This window comes from Pseudogemmobacter blasticus, from assembly GCF_003071405.1.
Taxonomy (GTDB): Bacteria; Pseudomonadota; Alphaproteobacteria; order Rhodobacterales; family Rhodobacteraceae; genus Pseudogemmobacter; species Pseudogemmobacter blasticus.
The window spans coordinates 1,603,417-1,615,972 of record NZ_CP020470.1; the positions used below are offsets into that span (position 1 = coordinate 1,603,417).

Below are 12,556 nucleotides of genomic sequence, written 5' to 3' on the forward strand. Positions count from 1 at the left end.
GCGGGGCTGCATTTTTCCCCTTGCAGCCCCCCGCGCCTTCGCCTAGACACCCGGCACCGCGGCGGGATATCCGCGGTACCTCCGGTGGGGCCGTAGCTCAGTTGGGAGAGCGCTTGAATGGCATTCAAGAGGTCAGGGGTTCGATTCCCCTCGGCTCCACCAAATCTCCTCTGGCAAGTGCCAGACAGATCTTCCATTAATGACACCAGGTTGTCCACTTAGCTGGGAAACCTGTGTCCCCGAAAGACCCGAAGCCGGTAGAGATCGCTCTGCTGGCTTTTTTGTTTCGCTCACAGAGGGAATCTGAAGCGGCGCCCGCCACCCTCCACCTCGCTGCTTTGGCTATATGACACCGCGCAAACGGCCCTAAACGGCGGTCAGTTCACCACCGTACTCCGTAGTCAATCTCCGTGGCGCAGACGTTCGACCCGCGCCGCAGAAAACTTGCGCGGATGCTTCACACCTGGATCACCTCAAGGCATACGCCGCCCGGTGTGAGAGGCCTTTCAAAGCGAACGCGCTGACTGCCAACTGGAATCTTGCAGATCCTCATTGTCAGCTCACCTTCCCGCCAGCGAACTCTCTTGCGGCATGAATGAACGCGCTGAAAGCCGCTGGCGGCGTCTTCCGGCCAGGGTAGTAAAGTGCCAGCGGGGCCAAGCTGGGGGTCCAGTCCTTCAGAACCCGCACAAGCTGCCCCGCAGCAATGTCATCGCGCACATCCGCCTCCTGGACGTATCCAAGGCCCATACCCTCGCGGGCGGCGATCCGGACAAGGCTGGCCTCGTCAAGGGTGATGGCGCCCTGCACGTCAATGTGGACGGGCACCCCGCCCTTCTCGAACCGCCAGCGCAATAGGGCGTTGTTGGGAAGGCGTGCGCGAATGCAGCGATAGCGGTACAGGTCGGCCGGGACATTCGGTGCGCCGTGCATACGCAAGAACTCGGGCGACGCGACGACAGCATTTTCGCGCGGCAGGCCGAGCGACACGGCGATCATGTCGGAGGGCACAAGATCGAGGGGTCTCAGCCCCAGATCAAACCCGGCCGCCACGATGTCGACCAGCTTCCCTTCCGTGACCAGATCAATCTTCACCTGCGGATAGCGCCGCAGGAACGGAAGGATGAGTGGCGCCATCACCTCGCGGGCGGCGGATGCGAAGGCGTTGATGCGCAATGTGCCGGTCGGCGTTTCCTGAAGCGCCTGCACCGCCAGCATCGCGTCATGGATGTCCGTCATCGCGGGCGTGATCCGCGCGACAAAGGTCTGTCCCGCATCGGTCAGCGAGACGCTTCGCGTCGTGCGGTTGAACAGGCGAACACCCAACCGCTGCTCCAGCTTGGCGATGGCGTTGCTCAGCGCCGTTGTCGACATGCCAAGTTCAAGCGCGGCGGCCCGGAACGACCCCTGGCGGGCGATGCTGAGAACGGCATCCAGATCGGCGAACAGCGGCCGGGTCATTGTCCCTGTTATCGGAATTCCTCGTGCCGATTTATCCCAATTATCGCGTCGTTCGTCCATCTCTAGATTGTCCTTCATCAGCCCCCGACACCGGCGCAGCCGATGCGGAACCTGCAGAAAACATGGATGGAGACCAAAATGACAATCACCCTGCCGAAGAGCATCAAAGCCTATTTCGACGCCGACCGAGACGGCAGCCCCGAGGCTGTGGCAGCCGCTTTCACCGACAAGGGCACGGTAAAGGACAAGGGCAAGATCCATCGGGGCCGCGAGGCCATTCGCGATTGGATCGCAGGAGAAGGACAACAATACAGCTACACGGTGACGCCGTTCCTGATCAGCACCGAAGGTGGGAAAACCCAGGTGACCGGCCACGCCGTCGGTGACTTTCCGGGAAGCCCGATCGACCTGCGCTACTTCTTCATCCTTGCGGGCGACAAGATCGCCGAACTGGAGATCACCGTATGACATCCTTCCTGGCCCTGCGGGATCATCGCGCCCTGATCCGCGATGGCACTTCGGGGGCTGGCGCTGCGACAGTGGCCATCTTCCATGGCCTGGCGCCCGCGTCCTGACCACCGCCGGCAAATTCTCCGGCACGGGATTCGTCGAAGCAGACAGACCCGCCGCGCAGGGCGCCAGACGCTGGCGGACGCGGCGCATCGGATTCGCGGCGGGTTCGACATTCTCGTAAAGGGGCTCGGCAGTTCTTTGTAGGGGGATGGTAGCATTGGCAGAAGTTCCGAAACCTCCCAAAGGCACCGCATAGCATTGAGCATTAAGGGAAAACCGGGAAGTTGCCGGTTAGGCAGGTACGCAAGTTGGCGGGGTAAAATGCGTGGTGGTGGGGCTTTGATCGCGCACCTGGCGCGCAAAGAGCAGGCATCGATCGCGCATCGCCTGTCATCTAGATAACATCTTGAGAAATAATGAGTTAAGGAGCGGCTGTTGGTTGATAACCTGCGCAAACCGTTGCTACCGGGCGCTTGCTGACGGGTGGGTTTCGGAAATCCGTGCCGAAACCTGTGCCAATGGATGAACGGAAGCGAAAACCTTTAAATATCAAAGGGAAACTTGTCATGAGGCCTTTGCAGGCGGCACGGGAGGTTTCGGAAGTGGCAGCGTCAGGAATCGGTGGCGCTAGATGGTTCCTGACGGTCTATCGAGACGTGAGGAGAGGCTGATCGACCCAAGATATACATTCGGCAAAGTGCCCGGTCGCAAGGCGAAGCTCAGACTTTCCGGGCGCTTTGCCGTGGTGCTACCTAGCTAATGATAACCCGCTGGGACTTTCCGCCGATGACCTTTACCAGGCGCACGGTAGTACCGCCCTCTGGGAACATTTGGCCAGGAACTACCCATCGCACCGATGAGAGCAGATAGTATTCGCCATCAGCCACGCCTGCGAACTCGAAGTTCCCTTGAGCGTCACAGACTGCAGTACGCTTCATAGTCAAGTACCTGGGGTCGATACCGGCCCGCGAAAGACCCACAAGACTGCCAAGTTTTCCGCCGCTGACGTTGCCATATCCTTGCGAAATCCGCTGCTTCGCGTACGTCCCGGCTGGGATAAGTTCAATCTCGTTGCCTGCACAGGTTACAACGCCGCCACCTGCCTGGCGAAGGAATGACTGCCCGGAAATGGTGGCAGGCCCGGACCTATTGATAAAAGACACTTCTGCGGGATCAAAAGGAACAGTCGTTGTAACGGTTGTCGCACAAGCACAAAGCACCAGCAAAAATGTGAAAACTGGCTTCATAGTAACCCTCTCTGCTTAAGGTGTTCGACAAAGGTAGACCACGCGACCGACGACGCGCAGCTCGTGCGTGTCGTCGGGGCCGAATGTTTCGACTGGATAGCCTTCAGCTGTGTTGTCAGAGACCAGCTCAAGACGTCCATCCATGCGCCACCGCGCGCGCTTCACCAGCAACTGATCGCTGACATTGAAAACGTAGATGCAGCCATGTGCAACGTCGCACTGACTGTGATCGACGACGAGGATCGCTCCGTCGGGAATCGTCGGCTTCATACTGGTGCCGCGCGCGAAGATGATCGAGCAACGATCCGGGTTACCGCCCCTGTCGCGCAGGAAGTTGCGGTCAAATGCAATGACGTTGTTTACTTGTTCCGACGCTGGAACGGCCCCAGGCCCCGCTGACGCCTGCACTTCGGAAAACACTGGTAGCCGCACAAAACTCGGCTGGTCATGTCCGGAAGGCGAGCCAGGAACCGATATCGACTTGGCAGCCCTATTCCGCGGATCTTTCCTCCTCCTTGCATCAAGAAATCCCTGCACTGGTCCGGGAAGAGCGTAGTCGGGAGTGAGGAACATTTCGCCCTCTCCGGTGACCAGCCAGTTCAAGTCTATGCTCCAAGCCTCGCGATATCGCTCAAGCATTGTTGCGTCAGGGGTTCTGTCTCCGCGCTCGTAGTTCGCGATCGTGCTTTTACTCACGCCGGTACGCTCTGCAAACACTTCCCTATCTTCGATCCCGGTCGCAGATCGAACATCGCGCAATCTTTGCGCAAGAGGGGTGCGAGGTTCGATCTCAGGTCGTGCCAAGGCTCCACCATTAATCACGAATGAGCTTTACAAAGGCCCAATCGTGATTTATCCCATGCTTGTGCGATGCGCCGAAGTGCATCGCGGTTGCGTTTGTCGTCCCAAACAAAGGCGGGCCGCGCCAACGGCCCGCCAAAGCCGGAGGAAGCCTAATGGCAAAACAGACCTGGTCGAAGGCCAGGATCAAATGCGCCCTTGAGGAACGCGGCATGACCCTGACGGGTTTGGCCGAGCTCAAGGGGATCGATCCTCGCAACTTCCGGGCCGTCTGGTCGCGGAAAGTACGGTCCGCCGAACAGGCCATCGCCGAGTATCTCGGTGTGCCTGCCGCCGAACTGTTCCCTGACCGCTATCCCATCAGGAGATCCTCGATCCTTTCTAAGGAAAACGAAGACCTGATTGCGAGTCAAAAAGCGGCCCGTGATCCTGACAGGAGGGCGGCAGCATGACGCAGATTTCGTCCAGAACTGCCCCGGTCTTTGACAAGAGCGGCGCTGGTTTCCGCGGGTCAGCCCGCGACCTGGGTGAGGTGCTGGCCTATCTGGCCGGCGGTGTGCGCCCCGAGGGCGCCTCTCTTGCCCGTCTGCACCTTTCCTTGCGCGGGCTGCAGGGGTTCCTGCTGCAAGAGGCGGAAGATCAGGCCTATCGCGAAGTCATCGCCCGCGCGGTTTCGGTACCGTTTGATGGTGACGGCAGTCCGCAGTTCGGGGTGTCGTGATGCGCGGCGTTCGCTTCGACGATGTCGCCGGCGTCATCGCCCTTTTCCTGCTGCTGATCGGTGGCTTCTGGGTTTCGGCCGGAATCGGCCTTCCCACCGGCGCTGACCAGCTTCTGCAGGCGGTTCCCGCCCGCTGACTGAACATGCACCGCGCGACGAACGCGCGGGCCACCCTTTGCTTGCAGGCACACCATGAATTCTTTCCCTATCCTCGATCTATCGATCAGGGACATCGACGTCCCCGCCGACCGGGCGCGGGATTATGACGACGCCGGTGCGCAGATGCTGGCCGGCATCATTGCCGCGCAGGGTCTGCATCACCCGATCCGGGTGCGTCGGACCGGCGGACGCTACAGCCTGATCAGCGGGCTCATGCGCCTGCGGGCGTTCGAACTGCTGCAGCGCGAGACTATCCCCGCCAGCCTGTCGGAGGCCGACAGTGACGAGGCTGCCCGGCTGGAAGAGGTGATGGAGAACCTCGGCCGGTCGGAGCTGATCGCCCTGGACCGCTGCCATCACCTGTATGAGCTGAAGCAGGCGTGGGAGGCGGGTAAAGCTCGGCCGCTGATCGAGGTGTTGATCAATGATGGTGGAAAAACTTTTTCCACCTCTGACAATCATCCTGAGGTCTTCGGGTTCGCGCGATCGGTCGCAGAGAAGGTGGGGCTGACCAAGCAAGCCATTAACATGGCCGTCAAGATCTGGGTCGACCTCTCATCGGCCTCCCGTCTGCGCCTTGTTGGTACGAAGCTCGCGACCAAGCAGACCGAACTGAAGGCGCTGTCCGAGGAGCCTGCCCCGCGTCAGGCGAAGATCCTTGATCTGATCCTGGGCGACGCCAGGCCCGACATCGAGAACGTGGCGGCGGCGCTGGCCTATCTGGAAAACGGCATCCAGCCCACCGCCCTGGAACGCAAGTTCAGGGCGCTGTCAGATGGCATCAAGGCGCTGCCCGACGAAAGCCTCGACCTGCTGCTGGTCGAGAACGAGGCCCGCGTTATCGCATCGCTGAAGCGCAGGGGTCGCATCTGATGGCCCGCTACCGCGACCCCTTGACCAAGGATCTGTTTGCCTGGGAACCCCCGAAGGTTTCTGTTGGCTACGGTGCCGAGGTCACGGGTCGTGGTCCGCTGGACAACCGGATCGCCAGGATCATCGGCCAGGCGCTCAGGGATGCCCGCGACGACGGGCTGAGCCGGTCAGAGGTGGCGCGCCGGATGGTCAGCTATCTGCGGCGGCCGATTTCTGAGGCGATGCTGAACAAGTGGTCGTCGGAGGGGTCGGAAGATCACCGCATCCCGCTCGACGCGTTCATCGCCCTTGTCCACGCAACCGACGCCCGTGATCTGCTTGGCTTTATACCGGGCGAATTCGGGATGTCGGTCATCGACTCTGAATACGCAGGGATGATCAAGCTGCACCTGATCCGCGAGAGAAAGCGCGAGATCGAAGCCATCGAACAGGCCCTTGAGCGTGAGGTGATCGCGCAAGGGAGGGCGCGCCGATGAACGGTATGCTTCCCGTCAGGTTTCAGGGCGCGCCATCCGTGTTTCGCGAATACCTGACAGCGCGAGAGATCGCCGAACTTGCCGCCAGCCGCGGGGGCGACGGCTTTCCCGCGACCGAGCGGGGCGTGCGTACCCACGCTGAGAAGCGTGGATGGAACGGCCTGCCAGAGCATCTGTCTCGCTGGCGCAATGCTGATGCCAAGGGGGGCCGCCCGAGCCGCGAGTATCATATCTCACTGCTGCCGGACTATCTGCGGACTGCAATGGCAGCTACCGATATGCAGGCCAGCATCGTCAGGCAGCACCAGGCCGAGCAAGCGCTTGATCAGCGCAAGGTCGATGCGTTGCGCGCGGCGGCGCTTCCAGCGGCGCGACGGGCGGTCATGTTGGCCCGCGCTGAAATCCTGCGGTCGATCGAAGGCTATGCCATCGCGCACCAGCAAACTCGGGCTTGGGGAATTGCCTCATTCCTCGAGGCGCAGGCGGATTGGGTTGCCCGGCAGGCGACAGAGCGTCGTCGTGATACCGGGATGCCCCTGACGGGCCGTGAAATCGCCACCCTGGCGCGGCGATTGGTGCTGACCTCGGATGATGGCTTCCAGCTCTCTCCCGATCTGCTGGAAGCCGCCAATGATCGCGCGCGATCACCTGAATTGTCAGAGCGGACGCTGTGGCGGTGGTTTCAGGCTCGCGATGAGCGCGGAATTCTCGCCCTGGCTCCGATCCCGCCGAAGCAGGCCGATCCGATCCCGCAGGCCTTCTTTGACTTCATGGCCTATTACGCCATCCCGAGCAAACCATCGATCGCCAATGCGCATCGCAAATGGCTGGACGATGTCGAGGCGCGGCAGGGCGTCCAGTTGATGCCGCTGACCCTGAGTCAGGTCACGCGCATCCTGCGGGATCGACTGAACAACATCGAAAAGAACGTCGGCCGCGAGGGAATCCTGACGCTCCGGGCCCGGATGTCATACGTCACCCGGACGACCGACGACATGTGGCCTACCACGGTCTACACAGCCGACGGCAAGACGTTCGATGCCGAAGTCGCTGATCCGGTATCTGGCAAGCCCATGCGCCCGGAGATCACGTCTGTCCTGGACGTGGCCACCAGGCGGTGTGTGGGATATGCGGTCAGCCGCAAGGAAAACGTCATTGCAGTGACCGAGGCCCTGCGCCGGTCCTGTTCGACCCACGGCATCTGCGCGATCTTCTACACTGACCGGGGTGCTGGCTACAAAAACAAGCGCTTCGATGATGATCGCTTCGGCGGCCTCATGGCGCGGCTGGGCATCACGAAGATGCACGCGCTGCCCTACAATTCCCAGGCCAAGGGTATCATCGAGCGGTTCAACCACGTCTGGAACGACCTTGCCAAGCGCATGCCCACCTACATGGGGTGCGACATGGACAAGGAGGCCAAGAAGGCCATCCATCAGGAAACCCGCCGCGAGATCAAGGAATTCAGGGTGGCGCGTCGCCTGCCCAGTTGGGCAGAGTTCATCGCCGCGGTGGAGAAGACGATCAACGATTACAACGCACGGCCGCACACCGGGCTGCCGCGTTTCGAAGACCCTGAAACCGGCCGCCAGCGGCACATGACCCCGAATGAGGCCTGGGCGCTGCATGTCCAGAACGGGTTTGAGCCGGTGATGATCGATCCCGAGGAAATGGACGATCTGTTCCGTCCCCACGAAATCCGGACGACGCGCCGTGCCCTCGTCGAGTGGAACACCAACGAGTATTACCACCCCGATCTCGAGGCCTATCACGGCGAAAAGGTCGCGGTGGGCTACGACCTGCATCAGGCCGACCGGGTCTGGGTGCGCGAATTTGATGTCGAGGAAGGTCAGCCAGGCAAGCTGATCTGCGTGGCCGAGTTCGGCGGTAATGCACAGCGCTACATCCCGCTGACCGCAGAACAGAAGGCGCTCGAAGACCGCAACCGCGCGGCCCTGAAACGCCTCGATCGCCGCCGCACTGACAAACTCGCGGAACTGGATGCCCCGCTCCTGGAACAGCAGGCCGTCGAGATCGCCGACTTCGTCGACATCACGCCCCGTGCAGCCGAGCCGTTGATGCTTGCCGTCGACAACTCCGATCCATCGGCGGCGCCCGCGCAACGGCGCGTCTTCCGGTCCGACGAGGAGCTTGCTGCCTGGGCGCTGCAGCATCCGGGCGAACTCACCCCCAACCAGATCCGCGTGTTGCGGGACTGCATCGCGAATTCGACGGCCAGAAAGGTTCTCGAAATGGCCGGCATCGACACGGAGGCGCTTCGAATCCTCCTCCGTGCCGCTGCCTAAACCAGAAACGTCAGGAATGAGGAGAGCATAACATGAAACCCGCATTTGTCGAGACGAGCAACGTCCGACAGTTTTACGGCGCACTGAAACGGGTCAACGAGCGCGGCGCCATCGAGGCCTGCATGGTTGTCGTCGATGGCAAGCCCGGCTTGGGCAAGACGACGACGCTGAGCCGTTGGGTGACCCAGACCGGCAGCATCTATCTGCGCGCACAGAAGGGCTGGGACTACAGCTGGTTCATTCAGGAAATCCTGACGGAACTTTCGGTGGACGCGAAAAGCATCCGCGGCAAGCGCGAGCGGTTTGCCCGTGTCCTGGACGAGCTGGCCAACCGCGCAGAGCGGGCAGCCTTTGAGGACAAGACCTTCGGCCTGGTGATCGACGAGGCGGATCTGGTTTCGAACCGCGGCGAGATCATGGAAGCGATCCGGGGTATTTCCGATCTGCGGTTCCTGCCCACGATTCTGGTCGGCATGGGGTCGCTGCGTGACAATCTGCGCCGCTTCCCCCAGATCGAAAGCCGCGCGCCCAACAAGGTGGCGTTTCAGCCCGCGACGCTTGACGACGCCAAAGCACTCGTCTCGGGCCGGTGCGAGGTGCCGGTCGCATCTGACCTGGTCGAGTTTGTCTGGAGGGTTTCCAAGGGCTTCAACCGGGAAATCCTTGAGGCCATTGCCCATATCGAGCGGTTTGGACTGCGCTTCGATCCCGGCTCCGCAGGGATCACGATCGCCGACATGGCCGGCCAGGTCATCATGAATGACCGCACCAGCGGAAAGCCGATCATCATTCCGGGGGCGGCGTGATGGTTGATCGGCACCATCCCGGCGCGGCCCCGACTGCCCTGCTGCAACGCCTTGGCAGCGGCGTTTGCCTGACCATTGGTCAGTTGGCGGCCGATCTTGACCTGACAAACCGCCAGGTCTCGAACGCGGCAGCGGTCTTGCTGCGCCGCGGCTATCTCGACCGCATGGCGATCGGGTGTTTCCAACTGACCGACGCTGGCCTTGCAGCCGCGTTCGCGGGCGAAACGATCACGAGCGGCCCCATAGGGTCGAACGGAAATCCACGGCGCTATCGGAACAGCCTGCGTCAGCGTGCCTGGACATCCATGAAGACCAGGCGCGTGTTTACGGTGCCAGATCTGGTCGTGGATGCCGCCACCGGCGACGACACGAACCCGGGCGACAATCTACAGCGGTATCTGCGGGGCCTCGCCGCCGTCGGGTACGTCTCGGTTTCGCGCCGCCGCGTCACTGGCACCGCACCGACCAGCCCCGGATACAAGCTCTTTGCCCTGGTGCGCGACACCGGGCCCGTGGCGCCGGCGCTTTGCGCGACAGGGATCCATGACTTCAACCTCGGGGAGGATGTCCTGTGCCCCCCGCGTTGAACCTCGACCTTCCGGAGCCGGAGTGGATTGGCCTGCTGCGCGCAGAACGCGCCAAGGGCAAGTCTGTCAGCCAGATCGCCCGTGAAACCGGCATGGCGCGGCCCTCGGTCTCGATGCTGCTGTCAGGAACCTATCCTGCCCAGAGCCTCGATCTCTGCACCGCGCGGCACGCTGCCCGGGTGGTCCAGATCTATCAGGATCGGGTGCTGTGTCCTCATCTGCGCACGGCGATCGCGAAGGCCGCCTGCCGCGCCCATGCCGAGGCGCCGATGTCCACGTCACATCCCGACAAACTCAGCCACTGGCGCGCCTGCCGCGCCTGTGCGGTCAACCCGATTGCCCATGAGGTTCTGAAATGAGCCGCCCGCCCCTTTCCCAGCAGCTCGAGGCGATTGAGTACGGCCCGGCCGCAAAGGCGCTCTTCGACAGTCTTATCGGTGTCTCGGCCGCAGACGAAAACGGCGCCGTCGTGCTGGTCGCCGCTGCCGTGCTGCTGGCCCGCCAGCACCCGGGCGAGACGCCCAAGGATGGCGCCGCGCTGATGGGCCTGACCGAGGAATTCGGCGACCTGGTCTTTAACGTCCGGGCAGAAATGCAAGGGCCAACCGGACGATCAGCCGGCCTCCGCCTTGTTGGAGGTACCGATGTCTGCAGGTGAAATCCGCCAGGACCGCAGCGACCGCGAAATCCTGGTCTCGGCCGGGCGCGCACTTGGCAAGATCGATACCCATGGCCTTCGCGCCCTCACCAGCCTCAGCGTCCGGGACATCGAGGACATGGCCATAGCCCTGGTCATCCTCGGCCTGGTCGCAATCCCCCCAACTCAACTGCAACCCCCGGAGCAGCTCGTAACTGCCCGCCTGAAGGAGTTTTGACGAATGGCCCAACACGAAACGGCTTTCACACCGAAGGAAATCCCGGACGGCAAGGTGGTCTTCAATGGCAAGACCTATATGACCGACGCCCGTGGCGCCCTGATCCCGATCGAGACGATCAAGGCCCAGCACCAGCTCGAGGATGCGCTCGTCCGCGAACAGTTCGGTTGGTTCCTCGCCCTGGTCGAACAGATCAATCGGTTCCGCGGCCACCTGTTTGGCGACCTGGGTGAATTCGACGCCCTGCTGGCCGAAAAGTATGGCGTCGAAAAGGGCGGGACCAAGGGCAACCGCACCTATGCGACCGTCGATGACTGCTTCCGCATCAGCATCCGGGTGCGCGACGCACTGGATTTCGGGCCCGAGCTGCAACAGGCCAAGGCGCTGATCGACGAGTGTCTGCGCAATTGGTCGGAAGACGCCGCCGCGCCGCTGCGTGTCATCGTGAACGGCGCGTTCAACGTCGACAAGGAAGGGCTGATCAACAAGTCCGAGATTTTCAAGCTGCTGCGGCACGACATTCAGGATCCGCAATGGCTGTCGGCCATGGATGCGCTGCGCGATGCGATCCGTGTCACCGGCTCGCGCACGACGCCGGAATTCCGGATGCGCACAGGGCCGGGCGAAGAGCTTGTCTCCGTCAGCCTGAACCTGTCGCGGGGGGGGCTGACATGATCCGCTATTCCTTCGATCCCCACCTCATTCCCCGCATCCAGTCTGGGTTGATTTGCCAGACCTTTCGCCAAGCCCAAACGGGTCATGCCCGAGTTGGGGATCGTATCCGCCTGACCAGGATCGGCAGCAAAGACCCGATCATTCCCGACCCCGTCTGCTTGGCTGTCGAGATGTGCGAGCTGGTCTGGACCCGCGACATTGCCGAAAACTACTGCAGCTTATCGTCGGTACGGCAAGCCGGCATGCCGATCGTCCATCTCGAGAAGTTCGCAATCTCGCTGGGCTACCCCTCCTTTGCCGAATTCGATGCTGACCTTGCAACCTGGTTTGACGGTCCGCCCGCTTCCGGCGTGATCATCAGCTGGGCCCCGCCGGCACCTGACCTGGTGAGGATGGCGGCGTGAACATCCCTTTCCACACCCGCACCGGGATCATCGACCTCGGGTGCCTTCGGTCGCAGGATCTGACAGCCGAAGCCCTGGGCGAGGCGATGGCCAAGATCAACCGCTTCGGTGGCCGCACCCCGGAGCCATGGTCTGTCGCCGCGCATTCGCTGCTGGTCGAGGCCCTGTGTCCGCCGGATCTGCGCGGCTGGGCGCTGCTGCATGATGCTCACAAGGTCTTTCTCGGCGACTTGATGGATCCGTCGGTCGAACTGATTTGCCAGTCCGGCACGCGGTTGGCCGTCGAGAATGCCATCGCCAATGCCGAGGCGAAGGTCGACCGGGCCATCGCGGCGGCCTGGGGCATTGCCCTGCGATCCAAGAGCGAGGCGCTGCTCTCGGCCTGTCAGATCGCCTTCATGGCAGAGGTCTGGACCTTCATGCAGGTACAGCCCGGGCGCCTTAGCCCGCACGACGCCGACCTGCTGGACCGCGCCGTCCAGTTCCTGCGCGAGAACCCGCACCTCGCCTGGGGCGACTGGCGGCCCGTGCGCGATCACTGGGTCGCGAACGTCAAGCTCATTGCCAAGACGGGGCGGCTTGCACCGCCCAGTCCGATCGATCCGTCCAGCGCTGTGCTGGCCGGCTAACCCGCCCGTGAAGGAGAGAACCA

Annotated in this window: 17 protein-coding genes, 1 tRNA gene and 1 pseudogene; 16 read left to right on the forward strand and 3 right to left on the reverse strand. The window is 62.3% G+C overall.

Annotation, left to right across the window (positions count from 1 at the left end; genetic code table 11):
• Positions 1-86: 86 nt before the first annotated feature.
• A tRNA-Ala gene (locus B6K69_RS07740) sits at positions 87-162 on the forward strand.
• Positions 163-555: 393 nt separating this feature from the next.
• On the opposite strand, the gene B6K69_RS07745 is transcribed toward B6K69_RS07740, so the two are convergent.
• Positions 556-1,461 (reverse strand): LysR substrate-binding domain-containing protein, encoded by a 906-nt coding sequence (locus B6K69_RS07745; RefSeq protein ID WP_108643370.1) that lies wholly within the window; start codon positions 1,459-1,461, stop codon positions 556-558.
• Between the two features lie 138 nt (positions 1,462-1,599).
• Here B6K69_RS07745 and B6K69_RS07750 point away from each other — a divergent pair, with 138 nt between their 5' ends.
• The gene (locus B6K69_RS07750; RefSeq protein WP_108644839.1) at positions 1,600-1,929 is read left to right on the forward strand and encodes a nuclear transport factor 2 family protein; all 330 of its coding nucleotides are present in this window, start codon (positions 1,600-1,602) and stop codon (positions 1,927-1,929) included.
• A 1,307-nt stretch (positions 1,930-3,236) separates the two neighbouring features.
• On the opposite strand, the gene B6K69_RS07760 is transcribed toward B6K69_RS07750, so the two are convergent.
• Both B6K69_RS07760 and B6K69_RS18650 read right to left on the reverse strand, forming a co-directional pair.
• Positions 3,237-3,824, reverse strand: coding sequence for a S24 family peptidase (locus B6K69_RS07760; RefSeq protein WP_418260538.1), 588 nt, complete (start codon positions 3,822-3,824; stop codon positions 3,237-3,239).
• A 24-nt stretch (positions 3,825-3,848) separates the two neighbouring features.
• Positions 3,849-4,043: pseudogene (locus tag B6K69_RS18650) on the reverse strand (helix-turn-helix domain-containing protein); the annotation flags it as partial.
• 134 nt (positions 4,044-4,177) lie between these two features.
• On the opposite strand from B6K69_RS18650, the gene B6K69_RS07765 reads away from it, so the two are divergent.
• The 14 genes from B6K69_RS07765 to B6K69_RS07825 are packed head-to-tail and all read left to right on the forward strand — an operon-like array spanning position 4,178 to position 12,533.
• Complete coding sequence (locus tag B6K69_RS07765) at positions 4,178-4,474, forward strand: helix-turn-helix domain-containing protein (RefSeq protein ID WP_108643371.1); 297 nt, start codon at positions 4,178-4,180, stop codon at positions 4,472-4,474.
• Positions 4,471-4,743 (forward strand): hypothetical protein, encoded by a 273-nt coding sequence (locus B6K69_RS07770; protein ID WP_108643372.1) that lies wholly within the window; start codon positions 4,471-4,473, stop codon positions 4,741-4,743. Before B6K69_RS07765 ends, B6K69_RS07770 begins: the two co-directional genes overlap by 4 nt.
• Entirely contained in the window at positions 4,743-4,880 is a 138-nt protein-coding gene (locus tag B6K69_RS18150) for a hypothetical protein (RefSeq protein ID WP_164681909.1), read from the forward strand. Before B6K69_RS07770 ends, B6K69_RS18150 begins: the two co-directional genes overlap by 1 nt.
• A gap of 55 nt (positions 4,881-4,935) precedes the next feature.
• A complete protein-coding gene (locus tag B6K69_RS07775; RefSeq protein ID WP_108643373.1) occupies positions 4,936-5,775 on the forward strand; it encodes a ParB N-terminal domain-containing protein in 840 nt (279 codons plus the stop codon).
• A complete protein-coding gene (locus tag B6K69_RS07780; RefSeq protein WP_164681910.1) occupies positions 5,775-6,251 on the forward strand; it encodes a hypothetical protein in 477 nt (158 codons plus the stop codon). The genes B6K69_RS07775 and B6K69_RS07780 overlap by 1 nt, the downstream gene beginning before the upstream one ends.
• Positions 6,248-8,557, forward strand: a complete 2,310-nt coding sequence (locus B6K69_RS07785) for a Mu transposase C-terminal domain-containing protein (protein WP_228156838.1) — start codon at positions 6,248-6,250, stop codon at positions 8,555-8,557. The genes B6K69_RS07780 and B6K69_RS07785 overlap by 4 nt, the downstream gene beginning before the upstream one ends.
• Positions 8,558-8,589: 32 nt before the next feature.
• Positions 8,590-9,363 carry an AAA family ATPase gene (locus B6K69_RS07790; RefSeq protein WP_108643375.1) on the forward strand — a complete coding sequence of 258 codons (774 nt, stop codon included), beginning with the start codon at positions 8,590-8,592 and terminating at the stop codon, positions 9,361-9,363.
• Positions 9,363-9,950, forward strand: coding sequence for a hypothetical protein (locus B6K69_RS07795; RefSeq protein WP_108643376.1), 588 nt, complete (start codon positions 9,363-9,365; stop codon positions 9,948-9,950). The genes B6K69_RS07790 and B6K69_RS07795 overlap by 1 nt, the downstream gene beginning before the upstream one ends.
• Positions 9,947-10,309 (forward strand): hypothetical protein, encoded by a 363-nt coding sequence (locus B6K69_RS07800; RefSeq protein WP_108643377.1) that lies wholly within the window; start codon positions 9,947-9,949, stop codon positions 10,307-10,309. Before B6K69_RS07795 ends, B6K69_RS07800 begins: the two co-directional genes overlap by 4 nt.
• Entirely contained in the window at positions 10,306-10,608 is a 303-nt protein-coding gene (locus B6K69_RS07805; RefSeq protein WP_108643378.1) for a hypothetical protein, read from the forward strand. Before B6K69_RS07800 ends, B6K69_RS07805 begins: the two co-directional genes overlap by 4 nt.
• The gene (locus B6K69_RS07810) at positions 10,595-10,825 is read left to right on the forward strand and encodes a hypothetical protein (RefSeq protein WP_108643379.1); all 231 of its coding nucleotides are present in this window, start codon (positions 10,595-10,597) and stop codon (positions 10,823-10,825) included. Before B6K69_RS07805 ends, B6K69_RS07810 begins: the two co-directional genes overlap by 14 nt.
• A 3-nt stretch (positions 10,826-10,828) precedes the next feature.
• Positions 10,829-11,500, forward strand: a complete 672-nt coding sequence (locus B6K69_RS07815; protein ID WP_108643380.1) for a DUF3164 family protein — start codon at positions 10,829-10,831, stop codon at positions 11,498-11,500.
• Positions 11,497-11,904 carry a hypothetical protein gene (locus tag B6K69_RS07820; protein ID WP_108643381.1) on the forward strand — a complete coding sequence of 136 codons (408 nt, stop codon included), beginning with the start codon at positions 11,497-11,499 and terminating at the stop codon, positions 11,902-11,904. The genes B6K69_RS07815 and B6K69_RS07820 overlap by 4 nt, the downstream gene beginning before the upstream one ends.
• A complete protein-coding gene (locus tag B6K69_RS07825; RefSeq protein ID WP_108643382.1) occupies positions 11,901-12,533 on the forward strand; it encodes a hypothetical protein in 633 nt (210 codons plus the stop codon). Before B6K69_RS07820 ends, B6K69_RS07825 begins: the two co-directional genes overlap by 4 nt.
• The last annotated feature ends 23 nt before the right edge of the window (positions 12,534-12,556 follow it).

Excerpts from the sequence above, each read along its gene's own strand:
- B6K69_RS07775 (WP_108643373.1), top strand. The coding sequence starts at position 4,936 with ATGAATTCTTTCCCTATCCTCGATCTATCGATCAGGGACATCGACGTC.
- B6K69_RS07790 (WP_108643375.1), top strand. The coding sequence starts at position 8,590 with ATGAAACCCGCATTTGTCGAGACGAGCAACGTCCGACAGTTTTACGGC.
- B6K69_RS07750 (WP_108644839.1), top strand. The coding sequence starts at position 1,600 with ATGACAATCACCCTGCCGAAGAGCATCAAAGCCTATTTCGACGCCGAC.
- B6K69_RS07770 (WP_108643372.1), top strand. The coding sequence starts at position 4,471 with ATGACGCAGATTTCGTCCAGAACTGCCCCGGTCTTTGACAAGAGCGGC.
- B6K69_RS18150 (WP_164681909.1), top strand. The coding sequence starts at position 4,743 with ATGCGCGGCGTTCGCTTCGACGATGTCGCCGGCGTCATCGCCCTTTTC.
- B6K69_RS07820 (WP_108643381.1), top strand. The coding sequence starts at position 11,497 with ATGATCCGCTATTCCTTCGATCCCCACCTCATTCCCCGCATCCAGTCT.
- B6K69_RS07805 (WP_108643378.1), top strand. The coding sequence starts at position 10,306 with ATGAGCCGCCCGCCCCTTTCCCAGCAGCTCGAGGCGATTGAGTACGGC.
- B6K69_RS07745 (WP_108643370.1), bottom strand. The coding sequence starts at position 1,461 with ATGACCCGGCCGCTGTTCGCCGATCTGGATGCCGTTCTCAGCATCGCC.
- B6K69_RS07765 (WP_108643371.1), top strand. The coding sequence starts at position 4,178 with ATGGCAAAACAGACCTGGTCGAAGGCCAGGATCAAATGCGCCCTTGAG.
- B6K69_RS07780 (WP_164681910.1), top strand. The coding sequence starts at position 5,775 with ATGGCCCGCTACCGCGACCCCTTGACCAAGGATCTGTTTGCCTGGGAA.
- B6K69_RS07810 (WP_108643379.1), top strand. The coding sequence starts at position 10,595 with ATGTCTGCAGGTGAAATCCGCCAGGACCGCAGCGACCGCGAAATCCTG.
- B6K69_RS07795 (WP_108643376.1), top strand. The coding sequence starts at position 9,363 with ATGGTTGATCGGCACCATCCCGGCGCGGCCCCGACTGCCCTGCTGCAA.
- B6K69_RS07815 (WP_108643380.1), top strand. The coding sequence starts at position 10,829 with ATGGCCCAACACGAAACGGCTTTCACACCGAAGGAAATCCCGGACGGC.
- B6K69_RS07785 (WP_228156838.1), top strand. The coding sequence starts at position 6,248 with ATGAACGGTATGCTTCCCGTCAGGTTTCAGGGCGCGCCATCCGTGTTT.